The organism is Streptomyces sp. NPDC051180 (genome assembly GCF_040689545.1).
In the GTDB taxonomy this organism is placed as follows: domain Bacteria; phylum Actinomycetota; class Actinomycetes; order Streptomycetales; family Streptomycetaceae; genus Streptomyces.
In genome coordinates, this window is the sequence record NZ_JBFBBC010000001.1 from 256,452 (window position 1) to 271,344 (window position 14,893).

Annotated in this window: 12 protein-coding genes; 7 read left to right on the forward strand and 5 right to left on the reverse strand. The window is 74.2% G+C overall.

Annotated elements, in window-relative coordinates:
- Positions 1-51: 51 nt before the first annotated feature.
- Together AB0424_RS01240 and AB0424_RS01245 are read right to left on the reverse strand one after the other, a co-directional pair.
- Positions 52-546: a DUF6643 family protein gene (locus tag AB0424_RS01240; protein ID WP_366301227.1), complete on the reverse strand. Its 495-nt coding sequence runs from the start codon at positions 544-546 to the stop codon at positions 52-54.
- 762 nt (positions 547-1,308) lie between these two features.
- Positions 1,309-3,006, reverse strand: a complete 1,698-nt coding sequence (locus AB0424_RS01245) for a serine/threonine-protein kinase (protein ID WP_366301229.1) — start codon at positions 3,004-3,006, stop codon at positions 1,309-1,311.
- A gap of 503 nt (positions 3,007-3,509) precedes the next feature.
- Between AB0424_RS01245 and AB0424_RS01250 the strand changes: the two genes are divergently transcribed.
- A complete protein-coding gene (locus AB0424_RS01250; protein ID WP_366301230.1) occupies positions 3,510-4,652 on the forward strand; it encodes a PP2C family protein-serine/threonine phosphatase in 1,143 nt (380 codons plus the stop codon).
- A gap of 79 nt (positions 4,653-4,731) precedes the next feature.
- On the opposite strand, the gene AB0424_RS01255 is transcribed toward AB0424_RS01250, so the two are convergent.
- Positions 4,732-5,961 (reverse strand): glycosyltransferase, encoded by a 1,230-nt coding sequence (locus tag AB0424_RS01255; protein WP_366301232.1) that lies wholly within the window; start codon positions 5,959-5,961, stop codon positions 4,732-4,734.
- A gap of 58 nt (positions 5,962-6,019) precedes the next feature.
- Here AB0424_RS01255 and AB0424_RS01260 point away from each other — a divergent pair, with 58 nt between their 5' ends.
- The 6 genes from AB0424_RS01260 (at position 6,020) to AB0424_RS01285 (ending at position 12,600) form a co-directional block, all read left to right on the forward strand.
- Positions 6,020-6,814 carry an aspartate/glutamate racemase family protein gene (locus tag AB0424_RS01260; RefSeq protein WP_366301234.1) on the forward strand — a complete coding sequence of 265 codons (795 nt, stop codon included), beginning with the start codon at positions 6,020-6,022 and terminating at the stop codon, positions 6,812-6,814.
- 61 nt (positions 6,815-6,875) lie between these two features.
- A complete protein-coding gene (locus AB0424_RS01265) occupies positions 6,876-7,442 on the forward strand; it encodes a hypothetical protein (RefSeq protein WP_366301235.1) in 567 nt (188 codons plus the stop codon).
- 125 nt (positions 7,443-7,567) lie between these two features.
- Positions 7,568-9,166: an apolipoprotein N-acyltransferase gene (lnt, locus tag AB0424_RS01270; RefSeq protein ID WP_366301236.1), complete on the forward strand. Its 1,599-nt coding sequence runs from the start codon at positions 7,568-7,570 to the stop codon at positions 9,164-9,166.
- 101 nt (positions 9,167-9,267) lie between these two features.
- Positions 9,268-9,750, forward strand: coding sequence for an NUDIX domain-containing protein (locus AB0424_RS01275; RefSeq protein WP_366301237.1), 483 nt, complete (start codon positions 9,268-9,270; stop codon positions 9,748-9,750).
- Between the two features lie 55 nt (positions 9,751-9,805).
- The gene (locus AB0424_RS01280; protein ID WP_366301238.1) at positions 9,806-10,633 is read left to right on the forward strand and encodes a 3-hydroxybutyrate dehydrogenase; all 828 of its coding nucleotides are present in this window, start codon (positions 9,806-9,808) and stop codon (positions 10,631-10,633) included.
- A gap of 74 nt (positions 10,634-10,707) precedes the next feature.
- Entirely contained in the window at positions 10,708-12,600 is a 1,893-nt protein-coding gene (locus tag AB0424_RS01285; RefSeq protein WP_366301239.1) for a GAF domain-containing protein, read from the forward strand.
- A gap of 72 nt (positions 12,601-12,672) precedes the next feature.
- On the opposite strand, the gene AB0424_RS01290 is transcribed toward AB0424_RS01285, so the two are convergent.
- Together AB0424_RS01290 and AB0424_RS01295 are read right to left on the reverse strand one after the other, a co-directional pair.
- Positions 12,673-14,040 carry an MFS transporter gene (locus tag AB0424_RS01290; protein WP_366301241.1) on the reverse strand — a complete coding sequence of 456 codons (1,368 nt, stop codon included), beginning with the start codon at positions 14,038-14,040 and terminating at the stop codon, positions 12,673-12,675.
- Between the two features lie 157 nt (positions 14,041-14,197).
- On the reverse strand, positions 14,198-14,797 hold the full coding sequence (locus tag AB0424_RS01295) for a pentapeptide repeat-containing protein (protein WP_366301243.1): 600 nt from the start codon (positions 14,795-14,797) through the stop codon (positions 14,198-14,200).
- Positions 14,798-14,893: the final 96 nt, after the last annotated feature.

Genomic DNA, 14,893 nt, shown 5'->3' on the forward strand with positions numbered 1-14,893 from the left:
GTCATCCTGCCAGCCGCTCCGGCCCCGACGTCGGCCGGTGGCCGGGGCCGGTCAGTAACCCCCGCCCTGGTAGGGACGGTTGTACGGGTCGTCGTACGGCGCGGGGGCCGGCACCGGCGCGGGCCGGGGGGCCGCCGGTCGCATCGCCTCGTACCCCACCGGCGCGGGACGCGCCTGCTGCGGGTACTGCCCCGGCTGGTAGCCGCGCGGGGCGACGGGCTGCTGCGGGATGTACGGCGTGGGCGCGTGCTGGAGCGGCACGGGTGCCATCTGCTGCGAGGGCTGGGGGTAGCCGTAACCACCGCCGTATGCGGGGGCGGGGTGCGGGCTGGGCGCCGCCGGGAGGGCGGGCAGCGCCGAGGGGAGGGCCGGCAGGTAGGAGTTGCTTCCGGAGAAGCCGCTGCCGGTGTCGTAGGCGGCGGGCACTCGGATCGGGGCGATCTGAGGCGTACCCCGCTCCGCGACCAGGGAGTCGTAGATGGGGGTGTCCGGGAAGGACGGCGCGGTGTGGTAACCGCCTCCATAGGTGGAGCGGGGGGAGGTCATGGCACATAAGTTAAGCCCACGATGTGCTGGTTGGGGAGCCCCCATCTTGCGGTTATCCGTTTTACGCTGGTTTTGGCCGCCTGACCTGCCGAAACGCCGTTAAGCCGGTGTTAACGACAAGGGTTTTCCGTCGCCCGGGCTCCCTGGTTAACGAGAAGTGTCGGCCCGGCCTCAAGGTGACATCCGAAAGACGCTCCCCGGGGCGACCGGTTCAATCCCTCGCTCTCGCAACCTGGCGTCCATCACCCGATTACTGAAGGTAACTGGGTCGGCTTTTGTTTTCCGGACGTCCCGCATACGCATGGTGGTCGGTCGATTACGGAGCGGGTGAGGATTTCGTGTTCCCGCCACCACGGCGCATGGGCGGGGTGTCGCGGGGTTTGAGCGGCCTGCCGTCCGGGAAAGCGCTGTGCGTCCGTGGCTCACCCTGCCCCTCCAGGGAGGTGCCGTCCGACCCCCGGTCGTGTCCCTCCGGCCTCCGCCCAGGCGTTCCCTCTTTCTTTTATCTCGCCTTCACTCGTGGCTTTGTCGGCCGGAAGTCGCCGAGATCACCGCCCCCGGTTCGCGGCCGCCCTCACGGATCATGAACACCCCGACACGGCGGGGATCTTGAGGGTCGCGGCGGTCGACGGGAACGTCCACTCCCGGGTCCCCGCCGGTGAGTTCCACGGTCGGACGCAGTGTCAAATAGCGTCAATCCGAGGGCTTTTGGGAGTCCTCTTCCGCCTGCCCATTCCGTGCCCGGACCCGCCGCTCCGTACCTCACTCGGTCGGGTCGGCGGCCGCACCCTCCTCGGCCGCCAGGGTCTCACGGACCGTCAGGCGCAGCGTGGCGGGCAACTCGCCCTGAGCGCGGATGAAGCCACGCGTGCGAGGGGTGAGGGGGAGGGGTGGCGTCCTGGAACCGTCCGGCGCGAGGGCGCGGGCGACCTCCAGGGGGGTGGGACGGTCGGCGGGGTCCTTGGCGAGGCATCGGGCGACCACGGCGGCGAGTCCGGCGGGCAGGTCCGACAGGTCGGGTTCGGTCTCGCAGATGTGCCACGCCACGGACAGCGGCTCGGCCCCGCCCCACGGGCGTCGGCCCCGCGCGAGCCACGCCAGCGTCGTCCCCAGTGCGAACACGTCCGTCGCACCGGTCAGTTCGCCCTCGCCCCTCAACTGCTCCGGGGCGGCGAACTCGTACGTGCCGGCGAAGGTCCCGCTCGGCCCGCTCGGCCGTTGCAGCAGGGCGACCCCGAAGTCGATCACACGCGGTCGGTCCTCGCTCAGCAGGATGTTGGCGGGCTTGAGGTCGAGATGGACGACCCCCGCCGCGTGGACGGCCGCGAGGGCGTGCGCCACGCCCGCGCCGAGCGCGCACACCGTGGCCGGGTCGAGGCGGCCCTCGGCGACCAGCACCTCCTTCAGCGACGGGTCCGAGACGAACGGAATCGCCATCCACGGCACCGGCCCGTCCGTGTCGGCCGCCACCACCGGCACCACGAAGCGGCTGTCGACGCGTCGCAGCGCCGCCACCTCCCGGGCGAACCCGGCGCGCTTGCGCGTCTCGTCGGCCAGATGCGGATGGAGGGTCTTCACCGCGACGAGGGCGCCGCCGTCGTCCTGCGCCAGGAACACCCTCCCGTACCCGCCGCTCCCCACCTCCTCCAGGACCCGGTACGGCCCGAACCGGGCCCGCTCCTCGTCCGGGCCCAGGGCGCGCTCCGGCGTACGCCAGCCGCCCAGCGCCTCCGCCGTCCCGTGCACGTACGCCTTCGACGCTTCCTGCGTGCCCCGACGCTCGGGCGCGGGCGGCCTCTCCCGGCCCTCGGGCCGCTTCTTCCCCATGCGCCGCAGCTTCCTGCCGAGCGCGGCCCGGGCCGCGTACTCCCGCCCCCTGCCCTCGCCGCGCAGCCGCATGCACGCCAGTACCTCGTCGAAGGCGTCCGCGGCGGCCGCCGGGGCGCCGGCCCGCACCCGCTGCTCGGCGACCCCCACGAGAGCGGTCAGCCGCTCGTCGCCCGCCGGACCGCACACCTCGATCGCCCGCTCGGCCGCCCTCCCGTACAGCCGCTCCGCCCGCTCCGGGTCCCCGGCCTCCGCGACGTTCGCCGCCGCGTGCAGCAGCGACGTCAACGCCTCCCACCCGCCCGGCGAGCCGAACGGCAGGTCGCCGGCCAGCTCCGCGTACCGCATCCGCGCGATGTGCGCGAGCGGGTGCCACGCGCCGAAGCGCCGTACCGCCTCCTGCTCCATCGCACGGAAGGAACGCAGCGCCGCCTTCGTGTCCCCGGCCCTGTGCTCCCAGTACCCCTGGTCGCACAGCGACTGCAGCGCCGCCGCGTGCTCCCCGCGCGCACGCGCCCGCTTCCCGAGCTCCTCGTACCCCTTGACCGCGTCCGGGATCCTCCCCTCCCGCCCCAGCCAGTGCGCGACCTGATGGGCGCACAACGTCGCGTCAGCGTGCTCCTCGCCCTGCACCCTCCGCCGTTCCTCCCACAACGCCTCGAACAGCTCGCGTGCCTCTCTCGCCCGACCCGCCTCCCCGACCCAGTGTGCGTGCTGATGGCGCAGGGCCAGCGTCACAGGATGGTCGGGCCCGTCGCTCCGCCCGGCTTCCGCCACAAGGCGCGCGTACGCCCGCACGGCCTCGTCGGCGTCCCCGCCTCGCCCCGCCCTCTCGGCCCGCTCCCTCTCCGTCGGCCCCCACGGCGCACTCGCCGCCCCCACCCGCCCACGCCTGAACCACTTCACGCCCGTCCCCCCCCCCCCCCGGAAGCCCGGCCCTCGCCGGGCAGGCCGCCAGTCAAGCCCGCGCTGCGAGAGGCGGTCAACAAGCCCTCCTGCGCGCCGCGTTGGCACATACGGACGAGTCCATCGGGTCGAATTCCCGACGGGGGACCCGGCGGGTGGCCGCGGCGCACCGACGGGGTGGGCGGGGCGGGCGACAGGACACGGCGGGTGACCTGGGGTATGCCTTTTGCATGGGTCTCCGCCGCAGCGACGCCGGTCCGCGCCTCTCCAGGCGCGGGGGGCGGCTGCTGCTCGCGGTGCCGTTCGTGCTGATCGCCGTGGTCACCGTGGTGGACCTGCTGGTACCGCCGGATGTGCACATGGGGCCGTTCCTGATCGCCGCGCCGGCGGTGACGGCGTCGTTCGCGGGGCCGAGGACGACGGCGTTCGTGGGAGCGGTGGCGGTCGTGGCGCAGTCGGTGGTGGCACTGGCGCGGACGAGCATCACGGACCTCAACCACACCTACCAGATCGTGGCGCTCGTCCTGATCTCGGTGATCGCCACGTTCTTCTCGGCGCTGCGGGAGAGGGACGAGAGCCGGGTGTCGCGGCTGCGGTCGATCGCGCACGCCGCCCAGAGCGTCGTCCTGCGGCCGCTTCCGCATCGGGCCGGGCCCCTGCGCATCGCCTCGGTCTATCTGGCGGCGGAGGAGGAGGCGCAGATGGGCGGTGACCTGTACGCGGCGGCCCGGACGGCGAGGGGTACCCGCCTGCTGATCGGCGACGCGCGGGGCAAGGGCCTGGACGCCATCAGCGAGGCGTCGCTCGTGCTGGGCGCCTTCCGGGTCACGGCCCGCCGTGAGCAGGATCTGCCGGAACTCGTGGGGTACCTGGAGGCGGGCGTCGGGTCGGAGAACGACGGCGAGGACGCGACCGGGACGGAGGCCGACGCGGAGAGGAGCGCCGACGACACGGCCGAGGCGTTCGTCACGGCGCTGGTGCTCGACATCCCGGACGACGAACCGGTGGTGCGGCTGGTGAACTGCGGCCACCCGCCGCCGCTGCTCCTCAGGGAGGGACGGGTGATCCCGCTGGACGCCGCCGACGCGAGCCCCCCGCTGGGACTGTCGGACGTCCTGTCGCCCGACGTGACCGTGGAGACCTTCCCCTTCGACGTCGGTGACGTCCTTCTCCTCTACACCGACGGCGTGATCGAGGCGCGTGACCGCACCCGCGCCTTCTACCCCCTGTCCGAGCGGCTCACGGCCTGGGCCGGGGACGATCCGCCCACGCTCCTCGGCCGCCTCCGCGCCGATCTCCAGGCGTACGCGGGCGGCCACCTCGGCGACGACGCGGCACTCGTCGCGGTCGAACGGCTCCCGGCGGAGCCGTAGCGCGCGGCCGGACGCGGCCCGCGTCGGCCACCACGACGTGCCCGGGGCGGTCCCGCCACCGGTCCGCCCGGGACCGCCGCTACTCGCCCGGCTGCGCCACGTGGTCGGCGGAGTAGGTGCGTCCCTTCCAGGCCGCGCCGCGGCCGCGGTAGTGCTGCACCGCGGAGTCGACGGTCATGAGGAGGTAGAGCAGAGCAGTGAAGGGCAGGAGGACGGCGGTCCAGGGCCGTTGGCGGTAGTAGCGGAGCATCGGGACGTAGGTGCCCGCCATCAGGGCCCAGGCGGCGCCGCCGGCCCAGGCGGCCGCGGTGTCGCCGGTCGCCCCTCCGGCCACGAGTGCCGCGGGCGGCAGGAGGTAGATCAGGGCGAGGCCCGCGACCGTTCCCGCGAGGAGCAGCGGGTTGTGGCGCAGCTGCGCGTACGCGCTGCGCGAGACCATGCGCCACAGTTCGCCGAGCCCGGGATAGGGGCGGACGCTGTCGACGTGGTCGGCGAGCCCCAGCCAGAGGCGGCCGCCGGAGCGACGGACCGCGCGGGCGAGCGAGACGTCGTCGATCACGGCCCGGCGGATGGAGGCGGGGACGCCCGCCGCCACCGCCGTCTCCGTGCGCAGCAGGACGCAGCCGCCCGCCGCCGCCGTGGCCCGAGGTCGGGCCCGGTTGATCCAGCGGAAGGGGTAGAGCTGGGCGAAGAAGTAGACGAACGCCGGGACGACCAGCCGTTCCCAGCCGCTCTCGACGCGGAGCCGGGCCATCTGGGACACGAGGTCCAGGTCGTGGGTCACGGCCGCCGACACGAGGAGCCGCAGGCTGTCCGGCTCGTGGGCGATGTCGGCGTCGGTCAGGAGCAGGTACTCCGGTCCGGGCTCGCGCGTGCGGGCCACCGCCATGGCGTGCCGCAGCGCCCACAGCTTTCCCGTCCAGCCGGGCTCGGGCTCCCCGGGCCGGGCCACGGTCAGCGGGAGTCCGCCGTGCCGCCCGGACAGCTCCTCGGCGAGCCGGCCGGTGCCGTCGCTGCTCCCGTCGTCGACGAGGACGACCTCGGCCGGGCCCGGGTAGTCCTGGGCCAGCAGGGACGGGAGGCTCAAGGGGAGTACGGCGGCCTCGTCGCGCGCGGGGACGAGGACCGCCACCCGCGGCCACGGGCCGGGCTCCGCGGTCGCGGTCGTCCCCTCCCGCCACGGGGCCGAGCCGGGCCCGCGGTCGGTCGCGGGCAGGCGCTGGTCCGTGCGCCAGAAGAAGCCCTGACCCAGCAGCAGCCAGACCCAGACGGCGAGGGAACCGACGGCGAACCAGGCGAGGGTGCTCATTCGCGGCAGTCTGCCCCAGATCGAGGGGGGTACGAGGCTCATCGGCTAGGGTGACCGGGTGAAGATCGCGCTCATGGACTCCGGAATCGGCCTCCTCCCGGCGGCGGCCGCGGTCCGCAGGCTCCGGCCGGACGCGGATCTGCTCCTCTCCAACGACCCGGACGGCATGCCGTGGGGGCCGCGTACCCCCGAGGACCTGACCGGGCGTGCGCTCGCCGTCGCCCTCGCCGCGGCCGAGCACCGCCCGCAGGCGCTGATCGTGGCGTGCAACACCGCGACCGTGCACGCCCTGCCCGCCCTGCGTGCCGCGCTCGAACCGGACATCCCGGTGATCGGTACCGTCCCCGCGATCAAGCCGGCCGCCGCGGCCGGCGGCAAGGTCGCCATCTGGGCCACCCCCGCCACCACCGGCAGCGCCTACCAGCGGGGACTCATCCGCGACTTCGCCGACGGCGCCGACGTGACCGAGGTGCCCTGCCCCGGCCTCGCCGACGCCGTGGAGCACGCCGACCGGGACGCCGTCGACCGCACCGTGGCCGCCGCGGCCGCCCTCACGCCGTCCGACGTCCGCGCCGTCGTCCTCGGCTGCACCCACTACGAACTGGTCGAGGAGCGGGTGCTCGCCGCGCTGGAGGCCCGCCGCCGCGGCGGGCTGCCGCCGCTCGTCTTCCACGGCTCCGCCGACGCGGTCGCCGCGCAGGCGCTGCGCCGCATCGGCGCCGAACCCGCCCCCGACGCGGACCCCACCGGAAACCTCTCCGTGCTGCTCAGCGGCCGCCCCGGAACGCTCCCGGCCACGGCCCTCGCCTACACCGAGGGCCGCCTCCTCGCGGCGATCGCCGCCGCTCACTGAGGGTGACGGGACGACCCCGCTCCGCCGCGCTGTACCGGACGAACCCGGGTACTCTCCCTGTATGAGGGAGCACCGCCGAACCCGGACCGCCGACGAGCGGACCCCCGCCGTCTGGACCGGCCGCGCCACCAACCGCCTCCAGTGGGTCGCGGCCGCCGCCGGCGCCGCCTGCATGGCCCTCGGCATCACCCTCGCCGTCGAATCGGCCTGGACCTCCGGCATCGCGGCCCTCCTGATGGCGGTCGTCGGCTGCGTCGCGGCCGGACTGCTCGTCCTCTTCGGCACCCTCGCCTTCGTCCACGTCGCCGTGAAGGTCGACGACCGGGCCATGGAGGTCCGCTGCGGCCACATCGGCGTGCCCCGCCGGCGCATCCTGCTCTCGCACATCGTGGGCGCCGACTTCGCCCCCAGCGTCACCCCGCGCCAGTGGGGCGGCTGGGGATACCGCTGGCGCCCGGAGATCGGCACGGCCGTCGTCGTCCGGCGGGGCGAGGGCCTCGTCCTGCGCCTGGGCGACGGCCGCACCTTCACGGTCACCGTCGACGACGCCGAATCCGCGGTCCAGGCGATCCGCGACCTCCTCCGCCGCTCCGCGCCTCCCGGCCCGCCCGCCCCGACCGGCGTCTGAGCGCCCTCCCCGACGGTGGCGGCCCCGCCGGCGCCCGCGGACCGGCCCGGCCGGCCGTGGCTCGTGCTCCGCCGCAGGTCGGACCGGACGCCCGGGTGACAGGGACGCCCCGTAGACTCCGCAAGGTGAGCGCCACCATCACCCCCGTCGACGCGTCCGGAGCCGGAACCGCACCCACTCCGGGTTCCCGGTTGCGGCGGTTCGTGCGGCCCGGAGCGGCCGTGCTGTCCGGTCTGCTGCTCTTCCTGAGCTTCCCGCCGCGCCCCCTGTGGTGGCTCGCGCTGCCCGCCTTCGCCCTGCTGGGCTGGGTCCTGCGGGGCCGCCGGCTGCGGGCCGGGTTCGGTCTCGGCTACCTGGCCGGACTCGGCTTCCTGCTGCCGCTCCTGATCTGGACCGGCGAGGAGGTCGGCCCGGGGCCGTGGCTCGCGCTCGCCGCCGTCGAGGCGCTGTTCGTGGCCGCCGCCGGACTCGGCATCGCGGCCGTCTCCCGGCTTCCCTGGTGGCCCTTCTTCGCCGCCGGGGTGTGGATCCTGGCCGAGGGGGCACGCGCGCGCGTGCCCTTCGGGGGCTTCCCCTGGGGCAAGATCGCGTTCGGGCAGGCCGACGGCCTCTTCCTGCCGCTGGCCGCCGTCGGCGGCACGCCGGTGCTCGGCTTCGCCGTCGCCCTGTGCGGCTTCGGCCTGTACGAGGCGTACCGCCGGTTCCGCGCCCACCGCGCCACCGGCGCCGTCCCGCGCGGCCCGCTCGCGGCCGCGGCGCTCGCCGTCCTGCTGCCCGTGACGGGTGCCGTCGCCGCCCTCCCGCTGGTCGACGAATCGGCCGAGGACGGCACCGCCACCGTCGCGGCCGTCCAGGGGAACGTGCCCCGGCTCGGACTGGACTTCAACGCCCAGCGCCGCGCCGTCCTCGACAACCACGTCGCCCGCACCAAGGAGCTGGCCGAGGCCGTCGCCGCCGGCCGCGAGCCGCAGCCCGACTTCGTCCTGTGGCCGGAGAACTCCTCCGACATCGACCCGTACGCGAACGCCGACGCGGCCGACGTCATCGACGAAGCCGTCCGGGCGATCGGCGCGCCGACGGTGATCGGCGCCGTCGTCACCCCCGAGACCGGCAAGCTCCGCAACACCCTCATCCAGTGGGACCCGCGGCGCGGCCCGGTCGCCACCTACGACAAGCGGCACGTCCAGCCCTTCGGCGAGTACATCCCGATGAGGTCCTTCGTGCGCCTCTTCAACAGCAACGTCGACCGGGTGAGCCGCGACTTCGGCGCCGGTACGAAGGTCGGCGTCTTCGACCTGGCGGGCACCCGGGTCGGCCTCGCCACCTGCTACGAGGCGGCCTTCGACTGGGCGGTCCGCGACACCGTCACGCACGGGGCGCAGCTCATCACCGTGCCCAGCAACAACGCCACCTTCGGCCGCAGCGAGATGACCTACCAGCAGCTGGCGATGTCCCGCGTGCGGGCCGTCGAGCACAGCCGGTCGGTGGTCGTGCCGGTCACCAGCGGCGTCAGCGCGGTCATCCGCCCCGACGGCGAGATCGTCGCGCAGACCCGGATGTTCACCCCGGACGTCCTCGTGGAGAAGGTGCCGCTGCGTTCCTCCCTCACCCCCGCCACCCGGATGGGCACCCTCCCGGAGGCCCTGCTCGCGGCTCTGGCGGCCTTCGGCATCGGCTGGTCGGTGCTCCGTTCGGTACGGGCCCGGCGCACGCCGGCGGAGTGAGCGGAGGGCACCGCCGGGCCTGCGGGGGAGTCCGCCGGGTGAGCCCCGGGGCGAGGCCCGCCCGGAAGGGGCCGGGCGCGTAGATGATCTAGGGTCGGTCCATGGCTACCCCTGACTTCATCCGTGCCCTGCGCGAGACCGCCGGCCACCAGCTCCTCTTCCTGCCCGGGGTGAGCGCCGTGGTCTTCGACGACCGGGGCCGGGTCCTGCTCGGCCGGCGGTCCGACAACGGCCTCTGGGCGATCATCGGCGGCATCGTCGACCCCGGGGAGCAGCCGGCCGACTGCGCGGTCCGCGAGGTGTTCGAGGAGACGGCCGTACGCTGCGAGGTCGAGCGGATCCTTCTCGTCGAGACCCTCCGCAAGCCCGTGGTCTACCCGAACGGCGACGTGTGCCAGTTCATGGACGTGTCCTTCCGCTGCCGCGCCGTGGGCGGCGAGGCCCGGGTCAACGACGACGAGTCCACCGAGGTCGGCTGGTTCGAGGTGGACGGACTGCCGGAGATGAAGCGCTTCTCGTACCTCCGCATCGAGAAGGCACTCGCCGACGAACCCACATGGTTCCGCACCACAGCGCACGGCTGAAATATGGGCTGAGCACACATCGGTGCACGCGGGAGCCGTTCATAGGGTGCGGAGCATGAGCGCCCCTCTCACCGCCCCCGGCACCGACCCCGCCGCACCCCTGCCCGACGCGGCCGGACTCGCCCTCGACCTCACCGGGCGCACCGCGCTCGTCACCGGCGCGGCCGGTGGCATCGGGCGCGCCTGCGCGCTGCGGCTCGCCGCCGCCGGCGCCCGGGTCAGAGCCGTCGACCGGGCCGCCGAAGGGCTGGAGACCCTGGCCGCCGAGGCAGCCCCGCTCCCCGGGAGCCTCGAACCCCGGCACCTCGACCTCACCGACCTCGACGCCGCCGAGGCCGCCGCCGACGGCGCCGACATCCTCGTCAACAACGCCGGACTGCAGCTCGTCCGCCCCATCGAGGAATATCCGCCGGACGTCTTCCACACGGTGCTCACGGTGATGCTGGAGGCGCCGTTCCGGCTCATCAGAGGCGCCCTGCCCCACATGTACCGCCAGGGATGGGGCCGGATCGTCAACATCTCCTCGGTCCACGGCCTGCGCGCCTCCGCCTTCAAATCGGCCTATGTGGCCGCCAAACACGGCCTGGAGGGACTCTCCAAGACCGCAGCCCTGGAAGGAGCCCCGCACGGGGTCACCTCCAACTGCGTCAGCCCCGGCTACGTCCGCACCCCCCTCGTGGAACGGCAGATCGCCGACCAGTCCGCCGCCCACGGCATCCCGCCCGAGCGGGTCCTCACCGAGGTCCTCCTCAAGGACTCCGCCCTCAAGCGGCTCATCGAACCGGCGGAGGTCGCCGAGGCGGTCCTCTACCTCTGCACCCCGCAGGCGTCCTTCGTCACCGGCACCTCCCTCACCCTCGACGGCGGATGGACCGCGCACTGAGCGCTGCCCGAGTCCCCGGACAGGTCGTCCACAGGGCTGGTGCGACCCCGGCTACGGCAGGTATCCCTGTGTCCATGTCCCACGAACACGTCTCCTACCTGGAACTCCTCGCCCGAGGAGCGGCAACGGAGGCATACGACCGGCCCGTGCTGATCGCCCGCGCGAGCGGCGCGGGCCCCGAGGCGCTGGCCGGCCTCGAAGAGGCCAAGCAGCTCGCCCTGCGCGTCCGGGCCGAGCTGGAGGGGCGGCGGCGGCGCGAGGCGGAGCTGTCCGCGCTCTTCGCGACCGCCCACGACCTCGCGGGACTCCGCGACCTCGACGCCGTGCTCCGCGCCATCGTGCAGCGGGCCCGTTCGCTCCTCGGCACCGAGGTCGCCTATCTGAGCCTCAACGACCCCGCCGCCGGCGACACCTACATGCGGGTCACCGAGGGCTCGGTCTCCGCACGCTTCCAGCAGGTCCGGCTGGGCATGGGGGAGGGGCTCGGCGGCCTCGTGGCCCAGACCGCCCGGCCGTACGTCACCGAGGACTACTTCGAGGACCCGCGCTTCCAGCACACGCGCACCATCGACGCGGCCGTACGCGACGAGGGCCTCGTCGCCATCCTCGGCGTCCCGCTCAGCCTCGGCAGCCAGATCATCGGCGTGCTCTTCGCCGCCGACCGCAGGGCCCGGGTCTTCGAACGCGAGCAGGTCGCGCTGCTCGGCTCCTTCGCCGCGCACGCCGCCGTCGCCATCGACACCGCCAACCTCCTCGCCGAGACCCGCACGGCCCTCGCGGAGCTGGAGCGGGCCAACGACATCATCCGCGAGCACAGCGCCGTCATCGAACGGGCCTCGGAGGTCCACGACCGGCTCTCCGAACTGGTCCTGCACGGCGGCGGCGTCCACGACGTGGCCGAGGCCGTCTCCGAGGTCCTCGGCGGCACCGTCGAGTTCACGGGGGCGGACGCCGGATCGGCCCGCCGGGCCGAGGGCCACGCGGTCCGCGAGGGCGACGACTGGGTGGCCGCGGTCTCCGCCGGCGGCGAGACCCTGGGCGCCCTCGTCCTGCGAGGGCAGCCCGCGCTCGACCCGGTCGACCAGCGCACCCTGGAGCGCGCCGCGCTCGTCACCTCCCTCCTCCTGCTCGCCCGCCGGTCCGCCGGCGAGGCCGAGCAGCGGGTCCGCGGCGAACTCCTCGACGACCTGCTCGACGCACCCGACCGCGACCGCCGCCTCCTGCGCGAGCGCGCCGCCCGGCTCCGTACCGACAGCGAGGCGCCGCACGTGGTCCTCGCCGCCCGGATCGACCGGACCGGCGAGGAGGTCGACACCGACGGCGGCCGCCGCGAGAGCGCCGACCGCCAGCGCCTGTGGTCGGCCGCCTCCCACCTGGCCGCCACCCGCCACGGACTCGCCTCGGCCCGCGACGGCGGCACGGTCCTGCTGCTGCCGCTGGGTCCCGACGAGAGCGCCGCCGACCTCGCCCGGCAGACCGCCAGGAACCTCGGCGGCACCCTGCGCGAACCCGTCACCGTCGGCGCCTCCGCGCCCGTCCGGGCGGTGCTCGACCGTCCGGACCAGGTGGCCGTGGCGTACGAGGAGGCCCGCCGCTGCCTCGACGCGCTCCGACTCCTGCACCGCTCGGGGCAGGGCGCGGCCGCCGAGGACCTGGGCTTCCTCGGCCTGCTGCTCGCCGACGGCCGGGACATCGACGGCTTCGTCGACCGCACCGTCGGCCAGGTCGTCGCCTACGACGTGCGCCGTGGCACCGACCTCGTGCGCACCCTCGACGCCTACTTCGCCAGCGGCATGAGCCCCGCCCGGACCAAGGACGCGCTCCACGTGCACGTCAACACGGTCGCCCAGCGCCTGGAGCGGGTGGGCCGGCTCCTCGGCCCCGACTGGCAGTCCCCGTCCCGCGCCCTGGAGATCCAGCTGGCCCTGCGCCTGCACGCGATGTCGGCGGCGGTCACCGGGGCGTGACGCCGGAAGGCCCCGTGCCCCGCTCGTGGCGAGCGGGGCACGGGGCCTCGGTGCGGGACGGTCCGGCCGGGATCAGGCGTCGGCGCGGACCCGGTCGGCCGGAACGGCGTCCTCGGCGATCTCGCCGAGGTCCCGGTCCCGGGTCTCGTGGGCGCAGGCCAGGGCGACGACGGTGAGCAGCGCGGCGGCGATCACGTACAGGGCGATCGGCGTCGAGCTGTCGTAGTCGGCCAGCAGCGCGGTCGCGATGAGCGGGGCGGGGGCTCCGGCGGCCACGGAGGAGAACTGGGCACCGATGGAGGCGCCGGAGTAGCGCATCCGGGTCGCGAACATCTCCGAGAAGAACGCCGCCTGCGGCGCGTACATCGCCCCGTGCAGGACCAGGCCGACGGTGACGGCGAGCAGCAGCGAGCCGAAGGTTCCCCGGTCGATCAGCGCGAAGAAGGGGAACATCCAGGCACCGACGCCGACGGCGCCGATCAGGTACACGGGCCGGCGGCCGATCCGGTCGGACAGCGCGCCCCAGGCGGGGATCACCGCGAAGTGGACGGCGGAGGCGATGAGGACGGAGTTCAGGGCCGTCTGCTTGCTGAGGCCGACCTGGGTGGTGGCGTACACGAGGATGAAGGCGGTGATCACGTAGTAGGAGATGTTCTCCGCCATCCGGGCGCCCATCGCGATCAGCACGTCCCGCCAGTGGTGCTTCAGGACCGCCACCAGCGGCATCTTCTCGACCTGCCCGGCGACCGCCTTGCGCTCCTCGGCGGCGGCCAGCGCCGCCTTGAAGACGGGGGACTCGTCGACCGAGAGCCGGATCCACAGGCCCACGATCACCAGCACACCCGACAGCAGGAACGGTATGCGCCAGCCCCATGAGGAGAACGCGGCGTCCGAGAGCAGTGCGGTCAGCGCGGACAGCACACCCGTCGCCAGCAGCTGACCGGCCGGGGCCCCGGTCTGCGGCCACGAGGCCCAGAACCCGCGCCGCTTCGCGTCCCCGTGCTCCGAGACGAGCAGGACGGCCCCGCCCCACTCGCCGCCGAGCGCGAAGCCCTGCACCAGCCGCAGCACCGTCAGCAGCACCGGAGCCGCCGACCCCACCGTCGCGTGCGTCGGCAGCAGGCCGATCGCGAACGTCGCACCGCCCATCAGCAGCAGGCTCAGCACCAGCAGCTTCTTGCGGCCGAGCCGGTCGCCGTAGTGCCCGAACACCAGCGCCCCGAGGGGACGGGCCGCGAACCCGACCGCGTACGTCAGGAACGAGAGCAGCGTCCCGACCAGCGGATCCGACTCGGGGAAGAACAGCTTGTTGAACACGAGCGCCGCGGCCGAGCCGTACAGGAAGAAGTCGTACCACTCGATGGTGGTCCCGATCAGGCTTGCGGCGACGATGCGCTTCAGGGATCCGGGTGGCGTCGGGGAGGTTGTTGCGGCGGCCATGTGCACCACTTCCAGGCAGGTACGGGGGACGATTCGGTGTCGCCACACCGTAGGAAGCCGCAGGTCAGGGGTGTATGTGGTGGGACACCATAGTTCGGGAGGAGCAGGTGCGCTCAGTCGCCATGACAGCAAGGCGACTGCTCACGGGTTCCGGTGCTCACCGCCTCATCGCGCCGCCGCGCGTCCCCTCCATGCGGGCGCCGTCCAGGACGATGCCCGCCGTCCTCGCCGCCACCAGGACGGCGTCGGACAGGTCCGCGTGCGAGAAGTCCGCGTCGCCGAGTTCGGCCGCGACGAACTTCACCCGGCGCAGGGAGGCGCCGGACAGCCGGGTGCCGACGAGGCGGGCGCGGGAGAACACGGCGTCGTCCGCGGTCGCGCCGCTCAGGTCGGCGCCGCTGAGGTCGCAGAGCCCGGCGTTGACCCGGGTGAGGGTGGCGTTCACCAGCCGGGCCCCGCGCAGGTCGGTGCCCGTCAGGAAGGCGTCGGTGAGGTCGCAGCCGCCCAGGTCGCAGCCGCTCAGATCGGCGTAGCTCAGGACGACGCCCGTCAGGTCCACGCCGCCGAGGCCCACTCCGGCGAGCGGAATGCCGGCGAGGTCGTTGTCGGCGCCCCAGGGCAGGGTCCACGCGCGCACGAGCGCGCGCCAGTCGCCGCCACCCGCGAGGGCGGCCCGGATGCCGTCCAGGGCAGGGGCGTTCTCCGGCCGCGTCCACCGCTCCCGCACCTCGGTGGCGTGGCTGTTCTCGTCGGTCATGGTGGCACTGTCCCGTCTCTGGGGTCGGTCACGGCTGCTGCTCGATCCGGTGCGGGAACCCTTTCACACGCTCCCGGGCCGACGGTCGCGTCGTGA

Bases quoted from the DNA above. Each gene is read 5' to 3' on its own strand.
- AB0424_RS01240 (WP_366301227.1), bottom strand. From the start codon at position 546: ATGACCTCCCCCCGCTCCACCTATGGAGGCGGTTACCACACCGCGCCG.
- AB0424_RS01250 (WP_366301230.1), top strand. From the start codon at position 3,510: ATGGGTCTCCGCCGCAGCGACGCCGGTCCGCGCCTCTCCAGGCGCGGG.
- AB0424_RS01255 (WP_366301232.1), bottom strand. From the start codon at position 5,961: ATGAGCACCCTCGCCTGGTTCGCCGTCGGTTCCCTCGCCGTCTGGGTC.
- AB0424_RS01265 (WP_366301235.1), top strand. From the start codon at position 6,876: ATGAGGGAGCACCGCCGAACCCGGACCGCCGACGAGCGGACCCCCGCC.
- AB0424_RS01275 (WP_366301237.1), top strand. From the start codon at position 9,268: ATGGCTACCCCTGACTTCATCCGTGCCCTGCGCGAGACCGCCGGCCAC.
- AB0424_RS01280 (WP_366301238.1), top strand. From the start codon at position 9,806: ATGAGCGCCCCTCTCACCGCCCCCGGCACCGACCCCGCCGCACCCCTG.
- AB0424_RS01285 (WP_366301239.1), top strand. From the start codon at position 10,708: ATGTCCCACGAACACGTCTCCTACCTGGAACTCCTCGCCCGAGGAGCG.
- AB0424_RS01290 (WP_366301241.1), bottom strand. From the start codon at position 14,040: ATGGCCGCCGCAACAACCTCCCCGACGCCACCCGGATCCCTGAAGCGC.
- AB0424_RS01295 (WP_366301243.1), bottom strand. From the start codon at position 14,797: ATGACCGACGAGAACAGCCACGCCACCGAGGTGCGGGAGCGGTGGACG.